Consider the following 19525-nt stretch of genomic DNA (forward strand, 5'->3'; position numbering starts at 1 on the left):
CCCGCCGCGCGGGGACCCGCGCGCACGGTGCCACGGGCGGGGACGCCGTAGGCTGGCCGGATGCCGCACCCCCCGTCCCGCCCGCTCGCCACCGGCCCCCGCGTCGCCATCCGCCCCTTCACCCCCGAGGACGGCCCCGAGTTCACCGCACGGGCCAGGGAGAGCAAGGACCTGCACCGGCCGTGGCTGTTCCCGCCGGACACCGCCGAGGCGTACGCCGACTACGCCGGCCGGCTGATCGAGGACCCGGCCCGGGCCGGTTTCCTGGTGTGCGAGCGGGAGACCGGGTCCATCGCAGGCTTCATCAACATCAACAACATCGTGCGCGGCGGCTTCCAGTGCGGCGCCCTCGGCTACGGCGCCTTCGCGCACGCGGCCGGGCGGGGCCTGATGCGCGAAGGCCTGGACCTGGTGATCGGGTACGCGTTCGGGCCGCTGGGCCTGCACCGGCTGGAGATCAACGTGCAGCCGGGGAACACCGCCTCCATCGCCCTCGCCCGGGGCGCCGGCTTCCGCCTGGAGGGTTTCTCGCCGGACATGATCTTCATCGACGGCGCCTGGCGCGATCACGAACGCTGGGCCCTCACCACCGAGATGCGCCGCTGAGCGGCTCAGCTCCGCTGGTCGACGTACTCGAAGACCGACCCGTCCGGGTGCACCGCCAGCAGATTGCGGCCCGCCGGTGTCGGCACCGGCCCCGCCACCACCTTGGCACCCAGCCCGTCCAGCAGCCGGTGGGCCTCCTCCACGTCCTCGACCGCGATCGTCGCCGTCACCTTGCGCAGGATCTCCAGCTCCGCCTCCGGACCGCTCATCAGCAGGAACGAGCCGACCGCCGCGACCTCGACGGCACCGCGACTGAAGCGCTGCGCCCTGCCGCCGGTCAGCCCCTCGTAGAAGGGGACCGTGGTGTCCAGGTCGTCGACACAGATACGCAGCGAAGCACCGAGAATGTCCATGCCCCTGAGCCTAGTTGGCGCCGGCAGGGGTGCGCACGGCCCTCGCGTTACCCGCTGTGATGGACGGGTACCCGCACGGTATGAACCGTTTTGATCACCTGGAACACCTGGACAGGAACCTCGTCGACGAGCTGGCACAGGTGGCACGCGAGACGGTACGCGACGAACTGCGGGAACAGAGCCGCAAGCGGCGCCGCACCGCCACGCTCTACGCCGCCTCGGGCGCCCTCGCCCTGTACGCCGGCGGCGCCCTGGCGCTCGCCGTGGGCCTCGCCCTGGCGATCGGTCTGCCCGGCTGGGCCGCGGCACTGATCACCGGGGCGCTCCTCGCGGTGACGGCTCATCTGCTGCGGCGTGCCGCGCACTCCGGGCACCGGCGGCAGGCCCCGCACCACGTGATCGGCGGCACCGCGCCGGCCGCCCCGCCGAGCGGTCTGGGCCTGCCCTACCCGCCGATGCCGGACACCCCGCCGGACGCCCCGCACCACAACGGGTCCTGACGGCGGCCCGTCGCCGCGCCCGCCCCCCTCATCCGGTGAGCCGCGGCAGCACCTTCGTCCGGTAGAAGTCGAAGAAGCCGCGCTGGTCCGGCCCGATCTGGTTCACGTACACCCGGTCGAACCCCGCGTCGGCGAAGGCCCGCAACGTGCCCACGTGCTGGTCGACGTCGTCCCCGCACACGACCTTCTCGCGCACCATGTCCTCGGTGACCAGCTCGTGCAGCTGCTCGAAGTGGCGCGGCGAGGGCAGCACCTGGCCCATCTCGCCGGGCAGCAGCTCGTTGTACCAGAGCCGGTGCACCGTACGGACGCACGCGTCGCGGTCCGGGCCGTAACAGACCTTCGTGCCGCCGCTGACCGGCTTGGTCCCGCCACCGCCCTCGCGGAACCGGGTCACCATCTCCTCCTCCGGCATCATCGTGATGTAGCCGTCGCCCACCCGGGCGGCCAGCGAGATCGCCTTCGGGCCGAAACCGGAGATGTCGATCGGGACGGGCTCGTCGGGGACGGTGTAGAGGCGGGCGTTCTCCACGGTGTACTGGGTGCCGTGGTGGCTGACCTCCTCGCCGGTGAACAGCCGGCGCATCACCTGGATCGCCTCCTCCAGCATCTCCAGACGCACCCGGACCGGGGGCCAGCGGTCACCGAGGATGTGCTCGTTCAGCGCCTCGCCGGTGCCGACGCCGAGCCGGAAACGGCCCCGGGTCAGTACCGCGCTGGTCGCCGCGGCCTGTGCCACGACCGCCGGGTGCATCCGCACGGTCGGACAGGTCACGGCCGTCTCGATGGGCAGCGACACGGCCTCCGACAGAGCGCCGATCACCGACCACACGAACGCGCTCTGGCCCTGCGCGTCGTTCCACGGGTGGTAGTGGTCGGAGATCCACAGCGCCTGGAAGCCGGCCTGCTCGGCCATCCGGGCCTGTTCGACGAGGGCCTTGGGGTCGTGTTCCTCGGCCGCCAGGAAGTAGCCGTACTCGGGCATGGGGAAAGACCTCCGCGCGGTGGAGCCGGTGGTTGTGTGTTCCGACCCGGCCCGGGTAACCGGGCGCGACCACGCGAAACGCCGCGCGGCGGGCGCGGGCACGGGTGGCGTTCGGGTGCCGTGACCGGCGTCCGGGTGCCCCGCCCGGCGTTTGGGCGCCCCGGCCCCGGTTACGCGGAACACCTCGGACGAGCCGGACCGCCGGAGGCACACCCCGCGAGGGATCAGCCCGGCGGTGAGCCCGCGAGGAACCAGCCCGGCGGGGAACCCGCGAAGAGCGAACCGCCACGCGGGGGCCGCGGCGCGGCGGTCCGGCCCCGCCCGCCCCGCCGCGGACGGCCCGAACGCGACGCGCCCCACCGGGCGCGACCGAGCACGAGGAGACCGAGGAGATACATGAACACCGAAGAACTCGCCGAACTGGGACAGCAGTTGCGCGTGGACAGCGTGCGGGCGTCCGCCGCCGCCGGATCCGGGCACCCCACGTCCTCGATGTCCGCCGCCGACCTGCTGGCCGTCCTGCTCGCCCACCACCTGCGCTACGACTTCGAACGCCCCGACCACCCCGCCAACGACCGCTTCGTCCTGTCCAAGGGGCACGCGTCCCCGCTGCTGTACGCCGCGTACAAGGCGGCCGGCGCGATCGAGGACGGCGAGCTGGTCACCTTCCGCAAGCTCGGCAGCCGGCTGGAGGGCCACCCGACACCCCGCAGGCTGCCGTGGGTGGAGACGGCCACCGGCTCGCTCGGCCAGGGTCTGCCGGTCGGCGTCGGCATCGCCCTCGCCGGTCAGCGGCTGGACCGCACCGATTACCGGGTCTGGGTGCTGTGCGGCGACAGCGAGCTGGCGGAGGGCTCGGTGTGGGAGGCCGCCGAACACGCCGGGTACGAGCACCTGGACAACCTCGTCGCCATCGTGGACGTCAACCGGCTCGGCCAGCGCGGCCCCACCCGGCACGGCCACGACCTGGACGCCTACGCCCGCCGCTTCCAGGCCTTCGGCTGGCACACCGTCGAGATCGACGGCCATGACGTCGACGCCATCGACCGGGCCTACGGGGAGGCGCTGTCCACCACCGGCCAGCCCACCGCGATCCTCGCCCGCACCCTCAAGGGCAAGGGCGTGGCCTCCGTCCAGGACCGCGAGGGCCTGCACGGCAAGCCGCTGCCCGAGGCGGAGGAGGCCATCGCCGAACTCGGCGGGCCGCGCGACCTGCACGTCCGGGTCGGCGAGCCGCAGGCCGCCGCCGCGCCGCGCTCCCTCACCACCGAGCCCGTCCGGCTGCCGCGCTACGACGAGGGCGACGAGGTCGCGACCAGGGACGCCTTCGGCGCGGCCCTCGCCGCGCTCGGCACCGCCCGTGGCGACGTCGTCGCGCTGGACGGCGAGGTCGGCGACTCCACCCGCACCGAGGAGTTCGCCAAGGCCCACCCCGACCGGTTCTTCGAGTGCTACATCGCCGAGCAGCAGCTCGTCGCCACCTCCGTCGGCATGGCCGCGCGCGGCTGGGTGCCGTACGCCTCCACGTTCGCCGCGTTCCTCACCCGCGCCCACGACTTCGTGCGCATGGCGTCCATCAGCGGTTCCGGGATCAACCTGGTCGGCTCGCACGCCGGTGTTTCGATCGGGCAGGACGGCCCCTCGCAGATGGGTCTGGAGGACCTCGCGATGTTCCGGTCCGTGTACGGCTCGACGGTGCTCTACCCGTGCGACGCCAACCAGACCGCGCGGCTGGTCGCGGCCATGGCCGGGCTGGACGGCATCCGCTACCTGCGCACCTCCCGGGGCAAGACCCCGGTGCTCTACGGCCCGGACGAGGAGTTCCCGGTCGGCGGCAGCAAGACCCTGCGCGGCGGCGAGGAGGACCGGCTGACGATCGTCGCGGCCGGGGTGACCGTGTTCGAGGCGCTGGCGGCGGCCGACCGGCTCGCCGAGGACGGCATCCGGGTGCGGGTGATCGACGCGTACTCGGTCAAGCCCGTCGACGCCGAGACCCTGCGCCGCGCGGCCGAGGAGACCGGCTGTCTGCTCACGGTGGAGGACCACCATCCGGAGGGCGGGCTCGGGGACGCCGTCGCCGAGGTGTTCGGGGACGGGCGGCCGGTGCCCCGCCTGGTCCGGCTGGGCGTGCGCACCATGCCGGGCTCGGCCGCGCCGGACGAGCAGCTGCACGCGGCCGGCATCGACGCCGTGGGCATCGCCGCGGCGGCCCGTCTGCTGGTCGAGGAGGCGGTGGTGCGATGAGCCGCGGGGACACCCGGACCGTCCGGGTGGGCCGCCGCACGGTGTCCGCGCCCGCCCGGGCACGCCCGTCGCGGTGCCACTAATCTGGGAGCAGGTGGACGATTTCGGACTCCGCGCCCGCCACTGGACCCTGGCCGACGCAGTGGACCGGCCGCGCCCCGGCCCCGGGGCCGGTGCGCTCGGCCGCGGCCGCTCCCCGAAGCGCGCCCCGAGCGGCCTCGCGGAGCTGCGAGGCTGCCCCACACACCCGCTGCGACCAGGCAGGACGCACTCCCGGAAGGACGCGTTCGCTCCTGAAGGTTTGGCCAAGGATGTGGCGGCCACACGCAGGGGAGAGGTGGCCATGACGAACGCAAAAGACACATCCCAGTCACAGGCTTCACGGAAATCACAAGATCCCCCCGAAACCGACGACATAGAAGAAACAGAAGAGACGCAAGAGACCCGCAGTGACACGGACAGGCCCGCGGCGAAACGTCCGCGCCCCATGGAGGTGCTGCGCGAGGCGCGCGCCCAGCTGTCCGAACTGACCGGCCTGACGCCCGAGTCGGTGTCCTCGTTCGTGCAGACGGAGGACGGGTGGGCGCTGGAGGTCGAGGTACTCGAACTGGAGAGGGTGCCCGACACGATGAGCCTCATGGCCAGCTACCAGGTGGAACTGGACCTGGACGGCCAGCTGACCGGCTACCGGAAGGTCCGCCGCTACGAGCGCGGGAGGGCCGACGCGCGCGGTGGTCACTGACCCACCGCCCGTGATCCACCCCCCGCGCGGACCCCGCACGGATCGCGTACCTACTACGCAGGAGGAGGAATCGCCGGCATGACTGTTGTTCCGGCACAGCAGACCGGAGGTGGAGGCGGCAGCAGCGGCCTCTACGACGTACTCGAGCTGGTTCTCGACCGGGGGCTCGTGATCGACGCGTTCGTCCGGGTCTCCCTGGTCGGCATCGAGATTCTCAAGATCGACGTCCGGGTCGTCGTCGCCAGCGTCGACACCTATCTGCGCTTCGCCGAGGCGTGCAACCGCCTCGACCTGGAGTCCGGCCCGCGCAAGAGCCCGGGACTGCCCGATCTGGTCGGAGAGATCACCGAATCCGGTGCCCGGGGCAAGTCCAAGGGCGCGCTGTCGGGGGCCGCGCAGACCATATCCGACGCCTTCAACCAGGCCCGCCAGGAAGGGGAGGGCGAGTCACGGCCGCGCGCCCGTAAGGCTCCGGCACGCCGGAAGGAGGAGCAGGAGTGAGCACCTACGTCTACGGGATCACCGCCCGGTCGCACCCCGCGCTGCCCGAGGGCATGACCGGTGTGGGCGAGCCGCCCCTGCCGGTGCGCATTCTCACCGCCGGCGACCTCGCCGCCGTGGTCAGCGACGCCCCCGAGGGGCTGCGGCCCAAGCGCAGGGACCTGCTCGCGCACCAGAACGTACTGGCCGAGACCGGGGCGGGCGGCTGTGTCCTGCCCATGCGCTTCGGCAGCGTCGCCACGGACGACGACGCCGTCACCCAGGTGCTCGGCGAGCGCGCGGAGCACTACGCGGAGCGACTGCGGGAGCTGGATGGCAAGGTCGAGTACAACATCAAGGCCACGCACGTCGAAGAGGCCGTCCTGCATCTGGTGATGGCCGAGAACGAGCAGGTGCGCGCCCTAGCCGAGGCCAACCGCCGCTCCGGAGGCGGAAGTTACGACGACAAGATCCGGCTGGGCGAGATGGTCGCGGCCGCCGTGCAGGCCAAGGAGGCCGAGGACGCGGGCGAGGTCCAGGGGCTGCTGGCGCCGGCCGCCGCCGCGGTCAGCATGGGTCCCGAGTCGACCGGCTGGCTGCTGAACGTGTCATACCTGGTGCCCCGGGACACCGCCGAGGAGTTCCTGGCCACCGTCGAGCAGGTCCGCAAGAGCCACCCCCATCTGGACCTGCGGATCAACGGCCCGCTGCCGCCGTACAGCTTCGTCGAGCCCGGCCCCGCCGAGCCCGCGGGCAGCAGGGCCGGCGCGGACGCCGGCGCGCACTAGCGGCACCGGCCCGGACGGACCGAGCGGAAGGGAGAACACCGTGGGACTGATCGGCGAAGTGCTGATGCTGCCGTTCGCACCGGTGCGGGGCAGCGCGTGGGCCATCAGGCAGGTGCTCCACGAGGCGGAGCGGATCTACTACGACCCCGCCACCGTACGGGCCGAACTCAAACGCCTTGAGGAGCAACTGGAGGCGGGCGAGATCACCGAGGAGGAGTTCGACCGGCGTGAGGACGAACTCCTCGACCGGCTGGAGACGACCATGCGCTCCGGCGACACCACAGGCAACGGGACGTGACGATGAACCGAACCGCACTGGGCCTCGCCGTAGGGGCCGGATACCTGCTCGGACGTACCAAGAAGCTGAAGATGGCGGTGGCGGTCGGTTCCGTGGTCGCGGGCAAGAAGCTCAACCTCAGTCCGAAGATGCTCGCCGACCTGGTGAATCAGCAGCTGAAGAACAACCCGCAGTTCAAGGAGATCGGGGACCAGCTCCGGCAGGACCTGCGGGGTGTCGGCAAGGCGGCCTCCGGCGCGATGGTCGAGCGGCAGATGAACACGCTGGCCGACCGGCTGCACGGTCGTACCGCACAGGTCCGCGACCAGCTCTCCGGAGTGGTGCCCGGCGGCTCTGCCGAGGAGTCGGACGACGAGGACGCCCGCGAGGACTCCGACGAACAGGACGAGCAGGACGACGCGGAGTCCTCGCGGTCCTCCCGATCCTCCCGGCGGGAGGGGGGCGACGGCGCCGGACAGGGGGAGGAGCGCAAGCGTGCCCCCGCCAAGAAGTCCGCCGCGAAGAAGGCACCCGGAAAGAAGACCGTCCCCGCCGGGAAGGCGGTGGCCAAGAAGACGGGCGCGGTCCGCAAGACGGCCGCGAAGAAGACGGCCGCGGCCGGCGGCGCCGCCCGCGACGTGACCGGCCGGCAGTCGAAGGGCGGCGATGACCGATGACCGACACTCTCGGATCCGCCACCTCGGCGGCAGGCAAGGCCACGGGCGCGGCCAAGGGCGGCCCGCTCGCCGACCTCGCCCACAGCGAGGCCGCCGACCGGCTCAAGGCGGAGGCACGGCAGTACCTGGCCGCGCAGGCCACCAAGATGCTGACGGGGCTCGGCCGCAAGATGGGCGAGACGACCCTCAAGCTGAACGACATAGCCGACGGCAAGAGCCCGGGCTTCGCCAAGCTGGCGCTCGAAGGCGGCCGCAAGCTCGCCGAAGGCAAAGGGCCGCTGCGCACCGCCCTGGAACTGGGGGCGGGCCGCGCCAAGGACAACGTGATGCAGGCGGTCAGAGGCCTGGGGGGCAGCAAGGGCAAGAAGGGCGGAGCGGGCAAGAAGCCCGTCGTCATCATCGAGTCCATTGACGTCGGCGTGCCGCAGCGCACCGCCTACGACCAGTGGACGCAGTACCAGAGCTTCAGCAGCTTCGCCAAGGGCGTCAAGAGCGCGAGCCGCGCCGACGACACCCACTCCGACTGGCGGGCGAAGATCTTCTGGTCCACCCGCAGCTGGAAGGCGAAGACCACCGAGCAGATACCCGACTACCGCATCCAGTGGACGTCGGAGGGCGCCAAGGGCACGACCAGGGGCGTGGTCTCCTTCCACCGGCTGGAGGACAACCTCACCCGGGTCCTGCTGGTCATCGAGTACTACCCGACCGGCCTCTTCGAGAAGACCGGCAACATCTGGCGGGCGCAGGGCCGCCGGGTCAGGCTGGACCTGAAGAACTTCGCCCGGTTCATCACCATCAAGGGGGAGGCGGAGGACGCCTGGCGCGGCGAGATCCGCGACGGCGAGCTGGTCCGCAGCCACGAGGAGGCCGTGGAGGAGGAGGAACGGGAGCGGGAGTCCGAGGGCCAGGAGCCCGAGGAGGAGTCCGAAGAGGAACCCGAGGAGCCCGAAGAGGGGGCTGAGGAGCCCGAAGAGGGGGCTGAGGAGTCCGAGGAGGGGGCCGAGGAGCCCGAAGAGGGCGAAGAGGGCGAGGGGGAGCCCGCCGAGGACCAGGCGGACGCCTACGAGGACGAGGAGGAAGGCGAGGAAGAGGAGCCCTACGAGGGCGATGAGGAGGGTTACGAGGACGAGGCCGAGCCCGAGGAGGGTGAGGAGCCGGAGGAGGAAGAGGAGCCCGAGGAGGGCGAGGAGGAGGCCGAGTACGAGGACGAGGAACCCGAGTACGCCGAGCGCGGGAGTCGTCGATGACGACACCCGGCCGCTTCCCCGAGCCCTACGGACAGCAGGGCTCGGGGGCGAACCTTGCCGACATCCTCGAGCGCGTGCTCGACAAGGGCGTCGTCATCGCGGGTGACATCAGGATCAACCTGCTCGACATCGAACTGCTCACCATCAAGCTGCGGCTCATCGTCGCCTCGGTGGACAAGGCCAAGGAGATGGGCATCGACTGGTGGGAGACCGATCCCGCCCTCTCCTCCCGGGCCCGCCGGGACGAGCTGGCCCGGGAGAACGCCGAACTGCGAGAACGGCTGGCCCGGCTGGAGGAGCTGGAGCTGGAACCGGGCCGCACCCCGAAGAAGGAGGCACCATGACCGGACTGCGGTACGTGTACGCCGTGTGCCGCCCCTTCGGGACGCCCCTCCAGGCCGAGCTGACGGGCGTCGGGGGCGCTCCGCCGGCGCTGCTGCACCACCACGGGCTCGTCGCGGTGGTCAGCACGGTCCCGGAGGCCGACTTCTCCGAGGAGGCACTGAAGGCGCACCTGGAGGACCTGGACTGGCTCGCCGCGACCGCCCGCGCGCACCAGGGTGTGGTGGACGCGCTCACCACGGTCACCACTCCGCTGCCGCTGCGGCTCGCCACCGTGTTCCGCGACGACAGCGCCGTACGCACCATGATCGAGGCCCGCGAGGACGACTTCCACGCCCTGCTGGACCGGCTGCACGACCGGGTGGAATGGGGCGTGAAGGTGTACATGGAGGCCGAGCCGGCCGAGACCGCCGCGGCGCCCGAGCCCGAGCCCGAGCCCGCGACGGCCGCGGCGCCCCGGCCCGGGAGCGGGCGGGACTACCTGCGGCGGCGGCGGGAGCGCAGCCACGCGCGGGAGGAGAACTGGCAGCGCGCCGAGCGGTTCGCCCACGCCCTGCACGAGCGCCTCGCCGAGCGGGCCGAGGACTTCCGGCTGCACCCCCCGCAGAACGCCGCGCTCTCCGGCACGGCGGCACGGAACGTGCTCAACGCGGCCTATCTGGTGCCCCGGGCCCATTCCGAGGAGTTCGTGGAGCTGGTGGACCGCACCAAGGACGACGAGCCCGGGTTCCGGGTGGAACTCACCGGCCCGTGGGCCGCCTATTCGTTCACGGGGGAGGCGGTGTCGTGACCGTCGTCGAACGGCGCGAGATCGCGCTCGTCGACCTGCTCGACCGGCTGCTGGCCGGCGGAGTCGTGATCACCGGGGACATCACCCTGCGGATCGCCGACGTCGACCTGGTCCGCATCGACCTGAACGCACTGATCAGTTCGGTGAACGAGACGGTTCCCTCACCCTTCGAGGTGATCGTGTGACCCAGCGCAAGCGACTCGACCTGGAACCGGACACGGTCGAGCGCGACCTGGTCAAGCTCGTGCTGACCGTGGTGGAACTGCTGCGTCAGCTCATGGAACGGCAGGCCGTGCGCCGCTTCGACACCGGTGACCTGACCGAGGAGCAGGAGGAGCGGATCGGGCTCACCCTGATGCTCCTGGAGGACCGCATGGCCGAGCTGCGCGACCGCTACGGACTGCGCCCCGAGGACCTCAACCTGGACCTCGGTCCGCTCGGTCCGCTGCTGCCCCGCGACTGACCCGGCGTACGCGACAGACGCGACGTACGCAACAGGCACAGCGGACACGGAGTACGCGACACAGCGGACCTGGCCGGCCCCGCGGGCCCTCACCGCGCGGCCGGCCCCTCCTTGCGGCACAGGAGTTCGCCGTGCAGGACCGCGAACCAGCCGTCCTCGTGCCGCCCCCAGGTCCGCCACGCCTCGGACACCGCCCGCAGCCGCTCCGGGGTCGCGTGCCCGCCCTGCGTGGCCCGGTCGGCGTAGGCCGAGGCCAGTGTGCGGTCCGCCCACAGTCCGCTCCACCAGGCGCGTTCCTCGGGCGTGGCGAACGTCCAGGTGCTGGAGGAGGCGGTGACGGCGGTCAGACCGGCGGCCAGCGCCCAGCCCTTCAGCCGGCGCCCGGCGTCGGGCTCGCCGCCGTTGGCGCGGGCCACCCGCTCGTACAGGTCCAGCCAGTCGTCCAGCCCCGGCAGCGCCGGGTACCAGGTCATCGCCGCGTAGTCCGCGTCGCGCACGGCGATGAAGCCGCCGGGCTTCGTCACCCGGCGCATCTCGCGCAGCGCCCGCACCGGGTCGCCGACGTGCTGGAGCACCTGGTGGGCGTGGACCACGCAGAAGGTGTCGTCCGAGTAGTCCAGGGCGTGCACGTCGGCCACCGCGAAGTCCACGTTGGCCAGGCCCCGGGCGGCGGCGGTGGCCCGGGCCCGCTCCAGGACGCCGGGCGCCCGGTCGACGCCGGTGACATGGCCGTCGGGGACCAGTTCCGCCAGGTCGGCCGTGATCGTGCCGGGCCCGCAGCCGATGTCCAGGATCCTCATGTGGGGCTTCAGGGAGCCGAGCAGATAGGCCGCGGAGTTGGCGGCGGTGCGCCAGGTGTGCGAACGCAGCACCGACTCGTGGTGTCCGTGCGTGTAGACGGCGCTTTCCCGCGCTCGCGGCATGGCGGTTACCCCTTCACCCCTCGAAAGGCGGACTGGCCGGACCCGTCCGCCGGTACGGCCCACCGTACGCGGGCATGCCGGATGATGAGACCCCGGTCTCATCATCCGGACGAGTGGTGGTGTCGACCGCCGCCCGTGCCGCGTCAGCCGGCGCCGTTCAGCGGCCGGTAGACGGTCAGCGCCTCCGGCAGCTTCTCCAGCGTGACCTCGCCCGACACCGTCGTGACCTCGCCGTCGTGGGCCAGCGGCGTGCCCGGGGCGACCCCCGTCAGCCGCAGCCGGTTCACCTGCACCGCCGCGTGCGCGGGCGAGCGGGTCAGCGGACCCGCGACCGCCGCCGCGAGCAGCCGCAGCGCGGGCCCGCGGCTGCCGTGCACCACCCGTACGTCCAGCAGTCCGTCCGCCAGATCGGTACGGCGGCCCGGCGCGAGACCCATGCGGTGGTAGACGCCGTTGCCGACGAACAGCAGCCACAGGGGGCGCCGCTCGCCGCCCACCTCCACCTCCAGCGGATGCCGGCCGGCGCGCAGCACGCGCAGCGCGCCGAGCACCCCGGCCGGCCAGCCGCCGATGCGGTGCGACCAGCGGTCCCGGGCGCGTACCAGCTCCGGGTACACGCCCATGCTCAGCGTGTTCAGGAACAGCCCCGAACCGTCCGCGGAGGCGAAGCGGCCCACGTCCACCCGGACCGCCTCACCGTGCCGGACCGCCCGGGCCAGCGCCCGTTCGTCCTCCACGCCCAGGTCGTAGGCGAAGTGGTTGAGGGTGCCGCCCGGCAGCACCGCGAGCGGCACCCCGTGCCGCAGCGCGACCCCGGCCGCCGCGTTCACCGTGCCGTCGCCGCCGCACACCCCGAGCACCCGGGCCCGGGCCGCCGCCTTCTCCAGTTCCTCGGCGACGTCCTGGGGCGCGCACTCGACGATCTCCGCCCCGGGCAGCGCCTCGTGCAGCGCGCTCACCCGGTCCGCCGTCCCCGACGCCTGGTTGGCGACCACCACCAGGCCGTCGCCCTCGGGCAGCGCCGGGGCTTCCGCCCGGGGCCGGGCGGACGGGCTGATCTGGGCGCGGGTCGGCACCAGACGCCGTACCAGGAACGCGGCCCCCGCGCCGAGCGCCGCCCCGGCCAGCACATCGCTAGGGAAGTGCACCCCCGTGTACACCCGGGACGCCGCCACCGAGGCCGCCACCGGCGCCACCGCCGCGCCCCACGCCGGAGACTCCAGGGCCACCCCGGTCGCGAAGGCCGCGGCCGAGGCGGCGTGCCCGGACGGGAACGACGTGGTGATCGGCTGCCGCTTCAGCCGCCGTACCAGCGGAACCGGATCCAGCACCGGCCGGGCCCGGCGCACCGACCGCTTGCCGAGCGTGTTGATCGTCAGCGAGGCCAGGCCGAGCGAGGCGAGCCCCCGGACCGCCGCCCGCCGGGCCCGGGGAGTGCGGCTCGCCGCCATGGCGGCGGCCGTCGCGAACCACAGCACACCGTGGTTGGCGCCGCGGCTCAGGCGGGGCAGCACCCGTTCGGCGCCGGGCCAGCGCCGGGTGGCGGCCGTCTCGAACAGCCGTCCGTCGAGAGCGAGCAGCGTGCGCAGCGGGGTGCGGGCGGCGGACGCGGCGGCGGTCAGGTCCAGATCTGGGCTCATGGGGTGCGGTTACCCTGAAGTGCCCGTTTCTTGTGTCCCCGAGCGCCGCCCGACCGGCGCGGGAGGAGAACCCCGGATGCGCCTGCTCCTCGTCCGCCACGGCCAGACCCCGTCCAACGTGGACCACCTGCTGGACACCGCCGTGCCCGGCCCGGGGCTGACCCCGCTCGGCGAGGCGCAGGCCGCCGCGCTGCCCGGGGCGCTCGCCGGCGAGGACGTCGAGGCCCTGTACGCCTCCACGCTGATCCGCACCCAGCGGACCGCCGCCCCGCTGGCCGCCGCCCGCGGCCTGGAGGTGATCGTCCGGGACGGCATCCGCGAGCTGTCCGCCGGGGACCTGGAGATGCTGCCCGGGCACACCCCGCAGGCCGAGCGGTACCTGCGCACGGTGTTCGCGTGGGCGGCCGGGGACACCGCGCTGCGGATGCCCGGCGGGGAGAGCGGCGAGGAGGCCCTCGCCCGGTTCGACGCGGTGGTCGCCGAGGCCGACGCGAGCGGCGCCGGCACCGTCGTCATGGTCAGCCACGGCGCCGCGATCCGCGTGTGGACCGCCGCCCGCGCCGACAACGTCGACGTCGCCTTCGCCGCGGCCCGCCCGCTGGAGAACACCGGCGTGGTGGTCCTCGAAGGCTCCCCGTCCGACGGCTGGAAGGCGCTGTCCTGGGAGGGGGCGGTGGTGGAGCCGGCGGGCGAGGGCGGCCCGGCGGGTGAGCCGCTGGGCACGGCCGGGTAGCCGCCCCCGGCCGCCGGTCGCCGGAGCCCGGGCGGGGCCGCCGGACCGCGCCGCCCGATACGCGTTTGCCCCCGGTGCCGCGCGGCCCGCAGAATGCCTGCCCATGGGACATCTCGAAGCCGCGCACCTGGAGTACCACCTCCCCGACGGGAGGACGCTGCTGGGCGATGTGTCCTTCCGGGTCGGCGAAGGCGCCGCCGTGGCCCTGGTCGGCCCGAACGGCGCCGGCAAGACCACCCTGCTGCGGCTGATCTCCGGCGAGCTGAAACCGCACGGCGGCACCGTCACCGTCAGCGGCGGGCTCGGCGTGATGCGCCAGTTCGTGGGCTCGGTACGGGACGAGACGACCGTGCGCGACCTGCTGGTCTCCGTCGCCCCGCCGCGCATCCGGGAGGCGGCGCGAGCGGTCGACGAGGCCGAGCACGCCATCATGACCGTCGACGACGAGGCGGCCCAGCTGCGGTACGCGCAGGCCCTCGCCGACTGGGCCGAGGTGCGCGGCTACGAGGCCGAGACGCTGTGGGACATGTGCACCACGGCCGCGCTCGGCGTGCCGTACGAGCGAGCCCAGTGGCGGCAGGTGCGCACCCTCTCCGGCGGCGAGCAGAAGCGGCTGGTGCTGGAGGCGCTGCTGCGCGGCACCGACGAGGTGCTGCTGCTGGACGAGCCGGACAACTACCTCGACGTGCCCGGCAAGCGGTGGCTGGAGCAGCAGCTCAAGGAGACCCGCAAGACGGTCCTGTTCGTCTCCCACGACCGCGAACTCCTCGCCCGCGCCGCCGAGAAGATCGTCTCCGTCGAGCCGGGCCCGGCCGGTGCCGACGCCTGGGTGCACGGCGGCGGCTTCGCCACCTACCACGAGGCCCGCCGCGAACGCTTCGCCCGCTTCGAGGAGCTGCGCCGCCGCTGGGACGAGAAGCACGCCCAGTTGAAGAAGCTGGTGCTGAACCTCCGTCAGGCAGCCGCCGTCAGCCACGAGATGGCCTCCCGCTACCAGGCCGCGCAGACCCGGCTGCGCAAGTTCGAGGAGGCCGGGCCGCCGCCCGAGCCGCCCCGCGAGCAGGACATCACCATGCGCCTGAAGGGCGGCCGTACCGGTGTACGGGCCGTCACCTGCCAGGAACTCGAACTGACCGGTCTGATGAAGCCGTTCGACCTGGAGGTGTTCTACGGCGAACGGGTCGCCGTCCTCGGTTCCAACGGCTCCGGCAAGTCCCACTTCCTGCGGCTGCTCGCCGGCGAGGACGTCGCGCACACGGGCCGGTGGAAGCTGGGTGCCCGCGTGGTGCCCGGACACTTCGCACAGACCCACGCCCACCCCGAGCTCCAGCGCCGCACCCTGCTCGACATCCTGTGGAAGGAGCACGCCCAGGACCGGGGCGCGGCCATGTCCCGGCTGCGCCGCTACGAACTCACCCAGCAGGCCGAGCAGAACTTCGACCGGCTCTCCGGCGGCCAGCAGGCGCGCTTCCAGATCCTGCTGCTGGAGCTGGCCGGCGCCACCGCGCTGCTGCTGGACGAGCCCACCGACAACCTCGACCTGGAGTCCGCCGAGGCCCTCCAGGAGGGACTGGAAGCCTACGAGGGCACGGTCCTCGCGGTCACCCACGACCGCTGGTTCGCCCGCTCCTTCGACCGCTTCCTGGTCTTCGGCGCCGACGGCCGGGTCCGCGAGACCCCGGAGCCCGTCTGGGACGAACGCCGGGTCGAACGGGCCCGCTGACCCCGGGCCCCCGACGGGGAGGCCCGGGACCCCGGATGTTCGTACAGTGGACTGATGAAGGGAGCGGGCGAGCGGGCGAGCCCGACGGACCGCTCCCGGAAATCGCCCGGGGGCGGCGCCCGCCGGGCGGGTACTCGTAGCCCATGAACGAACACGACGAGCGGGGCACCACGATGACCGGAGTCGACCCCAGCCGGCTGGACGACCAGCAGCTCATGAAGGAGCTGGAGACGATCCACCGCACGCGCCACGACACGCTGCTGTACGGCTCGAACGACGCGCTGCGGGCCCACAACGAGCGCATGGCGCAGCTGGAGGGCGAGTACCTGCGCCGCAATCCGCGCCGCCTGGTGAGCGCGGGCCGCACCCGTGAGGGCGCCCGGGAGCGCGGCTGCGGGGACGCGGCGACCCCGGACGCGCCCGGCAACTGATCCGTCCGGCACCTGGCACGCATCCCGCCCGACCCGTGTCCGGGGCGCCGCGCAGCCGGTCGCAGCCGGTAGGGGTCCCGCGCAGCCGGGAGGGCCGGCCCGTCGCGGGCCGGCCCTCGTCATCCGGGCGTCACCGGCGGGGTCAGCCGGCCTCCCCGGCGAACACGTGCAGGAACGCGTCGCAGAACGCCTTCAGATCGTCCGGCTTGCGGCTGGTCACCAGCTGGTTGGAGCCGTGGTCGCAGATCTTCACCCGCTCGTCCACCCAGGTACCGCCGGCGTTGCGGATGTCCGTCCGCAGGCTCGGCCACGACGTCAGCACCCGGCCGCGGACGACGTCCGCCTCCACCAGGGTCCACGGCGCGTGGCAGATCGCCGCGACCGGACGGCCCTGCTCGAAGAAGCCCTTCACGAACGCGACGGCCTTCTCGTCCATCCGCAGGAAGTCCGGGTTGGCGACCCCGCCCGGCAGCACCAGACCGCCGAACGACCCGGCCGACGCGTCCCCCACCACCTCGTCCACGGGGAACGTGTCCGCCTTGTCCAGATGGTTGAACGCCTGGATCTTTCCGGGCTCGGTCGACACCAGCACCGGCTCGTGCCCGGCGTCCGACGCCGCCTTCCACGGCTCGGTCAGCTCGACCTGCTCGACGCCCTCGGGCGCCACCAGAAACGCGATACGCATGATGTTCAGCCTCCTTTCCCTGACCGCGACGCCGCCTCGCGGGCCCGGGCGCGCCGCCTGCTCGTCACTCCCCGCCGGGTCCTCGGCGCGGGGCCGGCCGGCGCACCGCCCGGTCGGCGGTCCGTCCGGCTCCGGATCACGCGCCGCCCGCCAGCGCCTCGGCCAGCTGCTGCACGTTCTCGTACCGGTCCCCGTGCGGCAGACCCGCCACCGCGTCGATCAGCCCGCCCGGCGCGTTGCCCCGGCGCAGCGCCCGGGCCAGCTCGCCCGGCTTCGCCGGGAACGTGTGCCGGGTCAGGTGCCGGGCCAGCTCCAGCCGTGTGCGCTCCAGCCGTGCCGGTGAGCCGCGACCGCCGACCGGTCCGCTCCAGACCTCCGGGTCGTCGTCCGCGGCCGGTTCCGGATCGTGCCACTCCTCGGTGCGCGTCGGGTGCCCCGACCGCAGCAACCCCTCCAGCTCGTGCTTCATCTCGTCGTCGTGGTGGAAGCTCAACCGGTCACTGCCTCGCTGCATATCTCCCTCCAGAGGTTCGAAGGTCCGCATCGCGTACCCGGTGTCATTCGTCCGACACCAGGTCGCGCCGTACGGCTAGCGCTTTTCCCGGCCAGGCAGGAACTCCTGCACCTTCGCCTTCAGCCCCTGCTTGATCATCGAACCCCGGTCGGCGTCGCCCTTCAGGATCGACGCCGCCGTGGCCTCCATCTGCTCCCAGTCGGCGTGCGGCGGGATCGGCGGTACGGCGGGGTCGGTGAGGAACTCGATCACCACCGGCCCGTCCGCCGCCAGCGCGTCCCGCCAGCCGGCCTCCACCTCCTCCGGCTTCTCCACCCGGATGCCGGTCAGGCCGAGCGAACGGGCGAACTCCGCGTACCGCACGTCCGGGATCGACTGCGACGGCAGGAACGACGGGGCGCCCTCCATCGCGCGCATCTCCCAGGTCACCTGGTTCAGGTCCTGGTTGTTCCACACGGCCACCACCAGCCGCGGATCGGACCAGCGGTCCCGGTACTTCGCCGCCGTGATCATCTCCGCCAGGCCGTTCATCTGCATCGCCCCGTCGCCGACGAGAGCGAACACCGGCCGGTCGGGGTGGGCGAACTTCGCCCCGATGGCGTACGGCACCCCCGGGCCCATCGTCGCCAGCGTCCCGGACAGCGAACCGCGCATGCCCGGCCGCATCGTGATGTGCCGCGCGTACCAGTTGGCGACCGAACCGGAGTCCGAGGTCAGGATCGCGTTGTCCGGCAGCAGCGGATCCAGCGCCCGCGCCACGTGCTCCGGGTTGATCGGATCGGCCGACAGCCCGGCCCGCCGCTCCATCGTCTCGTGCCACCGCTTGACGTTGGCGCACACGGTGTCCTGCCACTCGCGCCCGCGCCCGTCCGCGGTCAGCAGCGGGATCAGCCGGCGCAGCGTCGCCCGCGCGTCCCCGACCAGGTTCACCTCATACGGGTAGCGCATGCCGATCATGTGCGGGTCGATGTCGATCTGCACCCCTCGCGCCTTGCCGAACTCCGGCATGAACTGCGTGTACGGGAACGACGAACCGATCGTCAGCAGCGTGTCGCAGTCCCGCATCAGCTCGTACGACGGCCGGCTGCCCAGCAGCCCGATCGGCCCGGTGACGTAGGGCAGTTCGTCACTGAGCACGTCCTTGCCGAGCAGCGCCTTCGCCACGCCCGCTCCGAGCAGTTCGGCGATCTCGCGGACCTCGGCGACCGCGCCCGCGGCACCCTGCCCGACCAGGACGGCGACCTTGTCGCCCGCGTTGATCACGTCCGCCGCCCGGCGCAGCGCCTCGTCCGTCGGGACCGCCGTGTAGTCGCTCATCCCCAGGCTGGACGGCACCATCTTGAAGTCGTGCGTCGGTGCCGAGTAGTCCAGCTCCTGGACGTCGGCCGGGATGATCAGGGCGGTCGGGCAGCGCCGGGCGTACGCGGTCCGGATCGCCCGGTCCAGCACGTTCGGCAGCTGCTCGGGCACCGTCACCGTCTCCACGAACTCCGAGGCGACGTCCTTGTACAGCGTGTGCAGGTCGACCTCCTGCTGGTAGGAGCCGCCCATCGCCGTCCGGTTGGTCTGGCCGACGATCGCGAGCACCGGGACGTGGTCCAGCTTGGCGTCGTACAGGCCGTTGAGCAGGTGGATGGCCCCGGGTCCGGAGGTCGCCGCGCACACCCCGAGCCGGCCGCCGAACTTCGCGTACCCGACCGCCTCGAAGGCGGACATCTCCTCGTGCCGGGACTGGATGAACCGCGGCCGGTCCTCGGCGCGGCCCCAGGCGGCGAGCAACCCGTTGATGCCGTCGCCCGGATAACCGAATACCTGTTCCACGCCCCAGGCGCGCAGACGTTCGAGGACGTGGTCGGCGACCTTGGTGCTCATGGAGAGACCTCCCCGGGGGGTTCGGAACGGATGGTCGGGCCAGCGCCTACCGAGTCACCTGCGCGGGCCCCGGAAAACCTCCGGGGCGGGTGCGGGACCCGGACGGCGTGGCCCGCCCGGGGGGCCGTCGCCCCGGCGTCACCCGCGCGGCCCCGCGTGTCCCGCGAATGGGCTCCGGCCGCGCGCGGCACGGCCGTGCGCGGGCTGTCATGGCAGCGAGGGCACGACCCCGTGCCCCGTGGCGGCCGGGCGCCGCAGCGCCGTACGGCGTCGCCGTCGGACCGGTGCGCCGGCGTACGGCCGTCCGACCGCCGCCGCGTCCGCACGCGTCCGCCGAGGAGCCCCGTCATGCGCCGCACCGCCCGCGCCCTGTCCGCCGCCTTCGCCGCCGGTGCCGTGCTCGCCCTGACCGGGCCCGTCGCCTCGGCCGCCGAGGCCGGCCCCGGCGGCACCGCCCCGCCTGCCGCGCCCTGCGACCCCCTCACCGGACCGGTGCCGCCGGGGCCGGCC

Annotated in this window: 23 protein-coding genes; 16 read left to right on the plus strand and 7 right to left on the minus strand. The window is 73.1% G+C overall.

The window, feature by feature from the left end; all coding sequences use genetic code 11:
• Nucleotides 1–60: 60 nt before the first annotated feature.
• A complete protein-coding gene (locus IF37_RS0116700; RefSeq protein ID WP_030742782.1) occupies nucleotides 61–606 on the plus strand; it encodes a GNAT family N-acetyltransferase in 546 nt (181 codons plus the stop codon).
• Between the two features lie 5 nt (nucleotides 607–611).
• On the opposite strand, the gene IF37_RS0116705 is transcribed toward IF37_RS0116700, so the two are convergent.
• Nucleotides 612–959 (minus strand): VOC family protein, encoded by a 348-nt coding sequence (locus tag IF37_RS0116705; RefSeq protein ID WP_030742784.1) that lies wholly within the window; start codon nucleotides 957–959, stop codon nucleotides 612–614.
• A gap of 80 nt (nucleotides 960–1039) precedes the next feature.
• On the opposite strand from IF37_RS0116705, the gene IF37_RS0116710 reads away from it, so the two are divergent.
• On the plus strand, nucleotides 1040–1459 hold the full coding sequence (locus IF37_RS0116710; protein ID WP_030742786.1) for a phage holin family protein: 420 nt from the start codon (nucleotides 1040–1042) through the stop codon (nucleotides 1457–1459).
• Nucleotides 1460–1487: 28 nt separating this feature from the next.
• Here the strand turns inward: IF37_RS0116710 and IF37_RS0116715 are convergent, their stop codons facing one another.
• The gene (locus IF37_RS0116715; protein WP_030742787.1) at nucleotides 1488–2444 is read right to left on the minus strand and encodes an LLM class F420-dependent oxidoreductase; all 957 of its coding nucleotides are present in this window, start codon (nucleotides 2442–2444) and stop codon (nucleotides 1488–1490) included.
• 396 nt (nucleotides 2445–2840) lie between these two features.
• On the opposite strand from IF37_RS0116715, the gene IF37_RS0116720 reads away from it, so the two are divergent.
• From IF37_RS0116720 to IF37_RS0116770, 11 genes are all read left to right on the plus strand, one after another.
• On the plus strand, nucleotides 2841–4688 hold the full coding sequence (locus IF37_RS0116720; protein ID WP_030742791.1) for a transketolase: 1848 nt from the start codon (nucleotides 2841–2843) through the stop codon (nucleotides 4686–4688).
• Between the two features lie 343 nt (nucleotides 4689–5031).
• Nucleotides 5032–5430: a gas vesicle protein gene (locus tag IF37_RS42180; RefSeq protein ID WP_079165777.1), complete on the plus strand. Its 399-nt coding sequence runs from the start codon at nucleotides 5032–5034 to the stop codon at nucleotides 5428–5430.
• A gap of 78 nt (nucleotides 5431–5508) precedes the next feature.
• A complete protein-coding gene (locus IF37_RS0116730; protein ID WP_030742793.1) occupies nucleotides 5509–5931 on the plus strand; it encodes a gas vesicle structural protein GvpA in 423 nt (140 codons plus the stop codon).
• Nucleotides 5928–6698 carry a GvpL/GvpF family gas vesicle protein gene (locus IF37_RS0116735; protein ID WP_030742794.1) on the plus strand — a complete coding sequence of 257 codons (771 nt, stop codon included), beginning with the start codon at nucleotides 5928–5930 and terminating at the stop codon, nucleotides 6696–6698. The genes IF37_RS0116730 and IF37_RS0116735 overlap by 4 nt, the downstream gene beginning before the upstream one ends.
• Nucleotides 6699–6738: 40 nt before the next feature.
• The gene (locus tag IF37_RS0116740; protein WP_030742797.1) at nucleotides 6739–6996 is read left to right on the plus strand and encodes a gas vesicle protein GvpG; all 258 of its coding nucleotides are present in this window, start codon (nucleotides 6739–6741) and stop codon (nucleotides 6994–6996) included.
• Nucleotides 6997–6998: 2 nt separating this feature from the next.
• A complete protein-coding gene (locus IF37_RS0116745; protein WP_030742799.1) occupies nucleotides 6999–7652 on the plus strand; it encodes a hypothetical protein in 654 nt (217 codons plus the stop codon).
• Nucleotides 7649–8899: an SRPBCC family protein gene (locus tag IF37_RS0116750; protein WP_030742802.1), complete on the plus strand. Its 1251-nt coding sequence runs from the start codon at nucleotides 7649–7651 to the stop codon at nucleotides 8897–8899. The genes IF37_RS0116745 and IF37_RS0116750 overlap by 4 nt, the downstream gene beginning before the upstream one ends.
• Nucleotides 8896–9243, plus strand: coding sequence for a gas vesicle protein (locus IF37_RS0116755; protein WP_030742805.1), 348 nt, complete (start codon nucleotides 8896–8898; stop codon nucleotides 9241–9243). Before IF37_RS0116750 ends, IF37_RS0116755 begins: the two co-directional genes overlap by 4 nt.
• A complete protein-coding gene (locus IF37_RS0116760) occupies nucleotides 9240–10031 on the plus strand; it encodes a GvpL/GvpF family gas vesicle protein (protein ID WP_030742808.1) in 792 nt (263 codons plus the stop codon). The genes IF37_RS0116755 and IF37_RS0116760 overlap by 4 nt, the downstream gene beginning before the upstream one ends.
• Nucleotides 10028–10216 (plus strand): gas vesicle protein, encoded by a 189-nt coding sequence (locus tag IF37_RS0116765; protein WP_030742810.1) that lies wholly within the window; start codon nucleotides 10028–10030, stop codon nucleotides 10214–10216. Before IF37_RS0116760 ends, IF37_RS0116765 begins: the two co-directional genes overlap by 4 nt.
• Nucleotides 10213–10494 (plus strand): gas vesicle protein K, encoded by a 282-nt coding sequence (locus IF37_RS0116770; protein ID WP_030742812.1) that lies wholly within the window; start codon nucleotides 10213–10215, stop codon nucleotides 10492–10494. The genes IF37_RS0116765 and IF37_RS0116770 overlap by 4 nt, the downstream gene beginning before the upstream one ends.
• An 89-nt stretch (nucleotides 10495–10583) precedes the next feature.
• On the opposite strand, the gene IF37_RS0116775 is transcribed toward IF37_RS0116770, so the two are convergent.
• The gene (locus IF37_RS0116775) at nucleotides 10584–11417 is read right to left on the minus strand and encodes a class I SAM-dependent methyltransferase (RefSeq protein WP_030742815.1); all 834 of its coding nucleotides are present in this window, start codon (nucleotides 11415–11417) and stop codon (nucleotides 10584–10586) included.
• A gap of 143 nt (nucleotides 11418–11560) precedes the next feature.
• Nucleotides 11561–13057 carry a bifunctional phosphatase PAP2/diacylglycerol kinase family protein gene (locus IF37_RS0116780; protein ID WP_030742819.1) on the minus strand — a complete coding sequence of 499 codons (1497 nt, stop codon included), beginning with the start codon at nucleotides 13055–13057 and terminating at the stop codon, nucleotides 11561–11563.
• Nucleotides 13058–13133: 76 nt separating this feature from the next.
• Here IF37_RS0116780 and IF37_RS0116785 point away from each other — a divergent pair, with 76 nt between their 5' ends.
• From IF37_RS0116785 to IF37_RS0116795, 3 genes are all read left to right on the plus strand, one after another.
• A complete protein-coding gene (locus tag IF37_RS0116785) occupies nucleotides 13134–13790 on the plus strand; it encodes a histidine phosphatase family protein (RefSeq protein WP_030742821.1) in 657 nt (218 codons plus the stop codon).
• 103 nt (nucleotides 13791–13893) lie between these two features.
• Nucleotides 13894–15513, plus strand: coding sequence for an ABC-F family ATP-binding cassette domain-containing protein (locus IF37_RS0116790; protein WP_030742823.1), 1620 nt, complete (start codon nucleotides 13894–13896; stop codon nucleotides 15511–15513).
• 143 nt (nucleotides 15514–15656) lie between these two features.
• Entirely contained in the window at nucleotides 15657–15944 is a 288-nt protein-coding gene (locus IF37_RS0116795) for a DUF6158 family protein (RefSeq protein ID WP_030742824.1), read from the plus strand.
• A gap of 142 nt (nucleotides 15945–16086) precedes the next feature.
• On the opposite strand, the gene IF37_RS0116800 is transcribed toward IF37_RS0116795, so the two are convergent.
• The 3 genes from IF37_RS0116800 to IF37_RS0116810 form a co-directional block, all read right to left on the minus strand.
• Complete coding sequence (locus IF37_RS0116800) at nucleotides 16087–16629, minus strand: type 1 glutamine amidotransferase domain-containing protein (protein ID WP_030742826.1); 543 nt, start codon at nucleotides 16627–16629, stop codon at nucleotides 16087–16089.
• A gap of 136 nt (nucleotides 16630–16765) precedes the next feature.
• Nucleotides 16766–17143, minus strand: coding sequence for a DUF2795 domain-containing protein (locus tag IF37_RS0116805; RefSeq protein ID WP_030742828.1), 378 nt, complete (start codon nucleotides 17141–17143; stop codon nucleotides 16766–16768).
• A 75-nt stretch (nucleotides 17144–17218) separates the two neighbouring features.
• Complete coding sequence (locus IF37_RS0116810) at nucleotides 17219–19015, minus strand: thiamine pyrophosphate-requiring protein (RefSeq protein ID WP_030742833.1); 1797 nt, start codon at nucleotides 19013–19015, stop codon at nucleotides 17219–17221.
• Nucleotides 19016–19525: the final 510 nt, after the last annotated feature.

Source organism: Streptomyces sp. NRRL S-31, assembly GCF_000718775.1.
Taxonomy (GTDB): domain Bacteria; phylum Actinomycetota; class Actinomycetes; order Streptomycetales; family Streptomycetaceae; genus Streptomyces.

What these genes read in the sequence shown, in the direction of transcription:
- IF37_RS0116700 (WP_030742782.1), top strand. Translation starts at nt 61, where the DNA reads ATGCCGCACCCCCCGTCCCGCCCGCTCGCCACCGGCCCCCGCGTCGCC.
- IF37_RS0116705 (WP_030742784.1), bottom strand. Translation starts at nt 959, where the DNA reads ATGGACATTCTCGGTGCTTCGCTGCGTATCTGTGTCGACGACCTGGAC.
- IF37_RS0116710 (WP_030742786.1), top strand. Translation starts at nt 1,040, where the DNA reads ATGAACCGTTTTGATCACCTGGAACACCTGGACAGGAACCTCGTCGAC.
- IF37_RS0116715 (WP_030742787.1), bottom strand. Translation starts at nt 2,444, where the DNA reads ATGCCCGAGTACGGCTACTTCCTGGCGGCCGAGGAACACGACCCCAAG.
- IF37_RS0116720 (WP_030742791.1), top strand. Translation starts at nt 2,841, where the DNA reads ATGAACACCGAAGAACTCGCCGAACTGGGACAGCAGTTGCGCGTGGAC.
- IF37_RS42180 (WP_079165777.1), top strand. Translation starts at nt 5,032, where the DNA reads ATGACGAACGCAAAAGACACATCCCAGTCACAGGCTTCACGGAAATCA.
- IF37_RS0116730 (WP_030742793.1), top strand. Translation starts at nt 5,509, where the DNA reads ATGACTGTTGTTCCGGCACAGCAGACCGGAGGTGGAGGCGGCAGCAGC.
- IF37_RS0116745 (WP_030742799.1), top strand. Translation starts at nt 6,999, where the DNA reads ATGAACCGAACCGCACTGGGCCTCGCCGTAGGGGCCGGATACCTGCTC.
- IF37_RS0116750 (WP_030742802.1), top strand. Translation starts at nt 7,649, where the DNA reads ATGACCGACACTCTCGGATCCGCCACCTCGGCGGCAGGCAAGGCCACG.
- IF37_RS0116755 (WP_030742805.1), top strand. Translation starts at nt 8,896, where the DNA reads ATGACGACACCCGGCCGCTTCCCCGAGCCCTACGGACAGCAGGGCTCG.
- IF37_RS0116760 (WP_030742808.1), top strand. Translation starts at nt 9,240, where the DNA reads ATGACCGGACTGCGGTACGTGTACGCCGTGTGCCGCCCCTTCGGGACG.
- IF37_RS0116775 (WP_030742815.1), bottom strand. Translation starts at nt 11,417, where the DNA reads ATGCCGCGAGCGCGGGAAAGCGCCGTCTACACGCACGGACACCACGAG.
- IF37_RS0116780 (WP_030742819.1), bottom strand. Translation starts at nt 13,057, where the DNA reads ATGAGCCCAGATCTGGACCTGACCGCCGCCGCGTCCGCCGCCCGCACC.
- IF37_RS0116785 (WP_030742821.1), top strand. Translation starts at nt 13,134, where the DNA reads ATGCGCCTGCTCCTCGTCCGCCACGGCCAGACCCCGTCCAACGTGGAC.
- IF37_RS0116790 (WP_030742823.1), top strand. Translation starts at nt 13,894, where the DNA reads ATGGGACATCTCGAAGCCGCGCACCTGGAGTACCACCTCCCCGACGGG.
- IF37_RS0116795 (WP_030742824.1), top strand. Translation starts at nt 15,657, where the DNA reads ATGAACGAACACGACGAGCGGGGCACCACGATGACCGGAGTCGACCCC.
- IF37_RS0116800 (WP_030742826.1), bottom strand. Translation starts at nt 16,629, where the DNA reads ATGCGTATCGCGTTTCTGGTGGCGCCCGAGGGCGTCGAGCAGGTCGAG.
- IF37_RS0116805 (WP_030742828.1), bottom strand. Translation starts at nt 17,143, where the DNA reads ATGCAGCGAGGCAGTGACCGGTTGAGCTTCCACCACGACGACGAGATG.
- IF37_RS0116810 (WP_030742833.1), bottom strand. Translation starts at nt 19,015, where the DNA reads ATGAGCACCAAGGTCGCCGACCACGTCCTCGAACGTCTGCGCGCCTGG.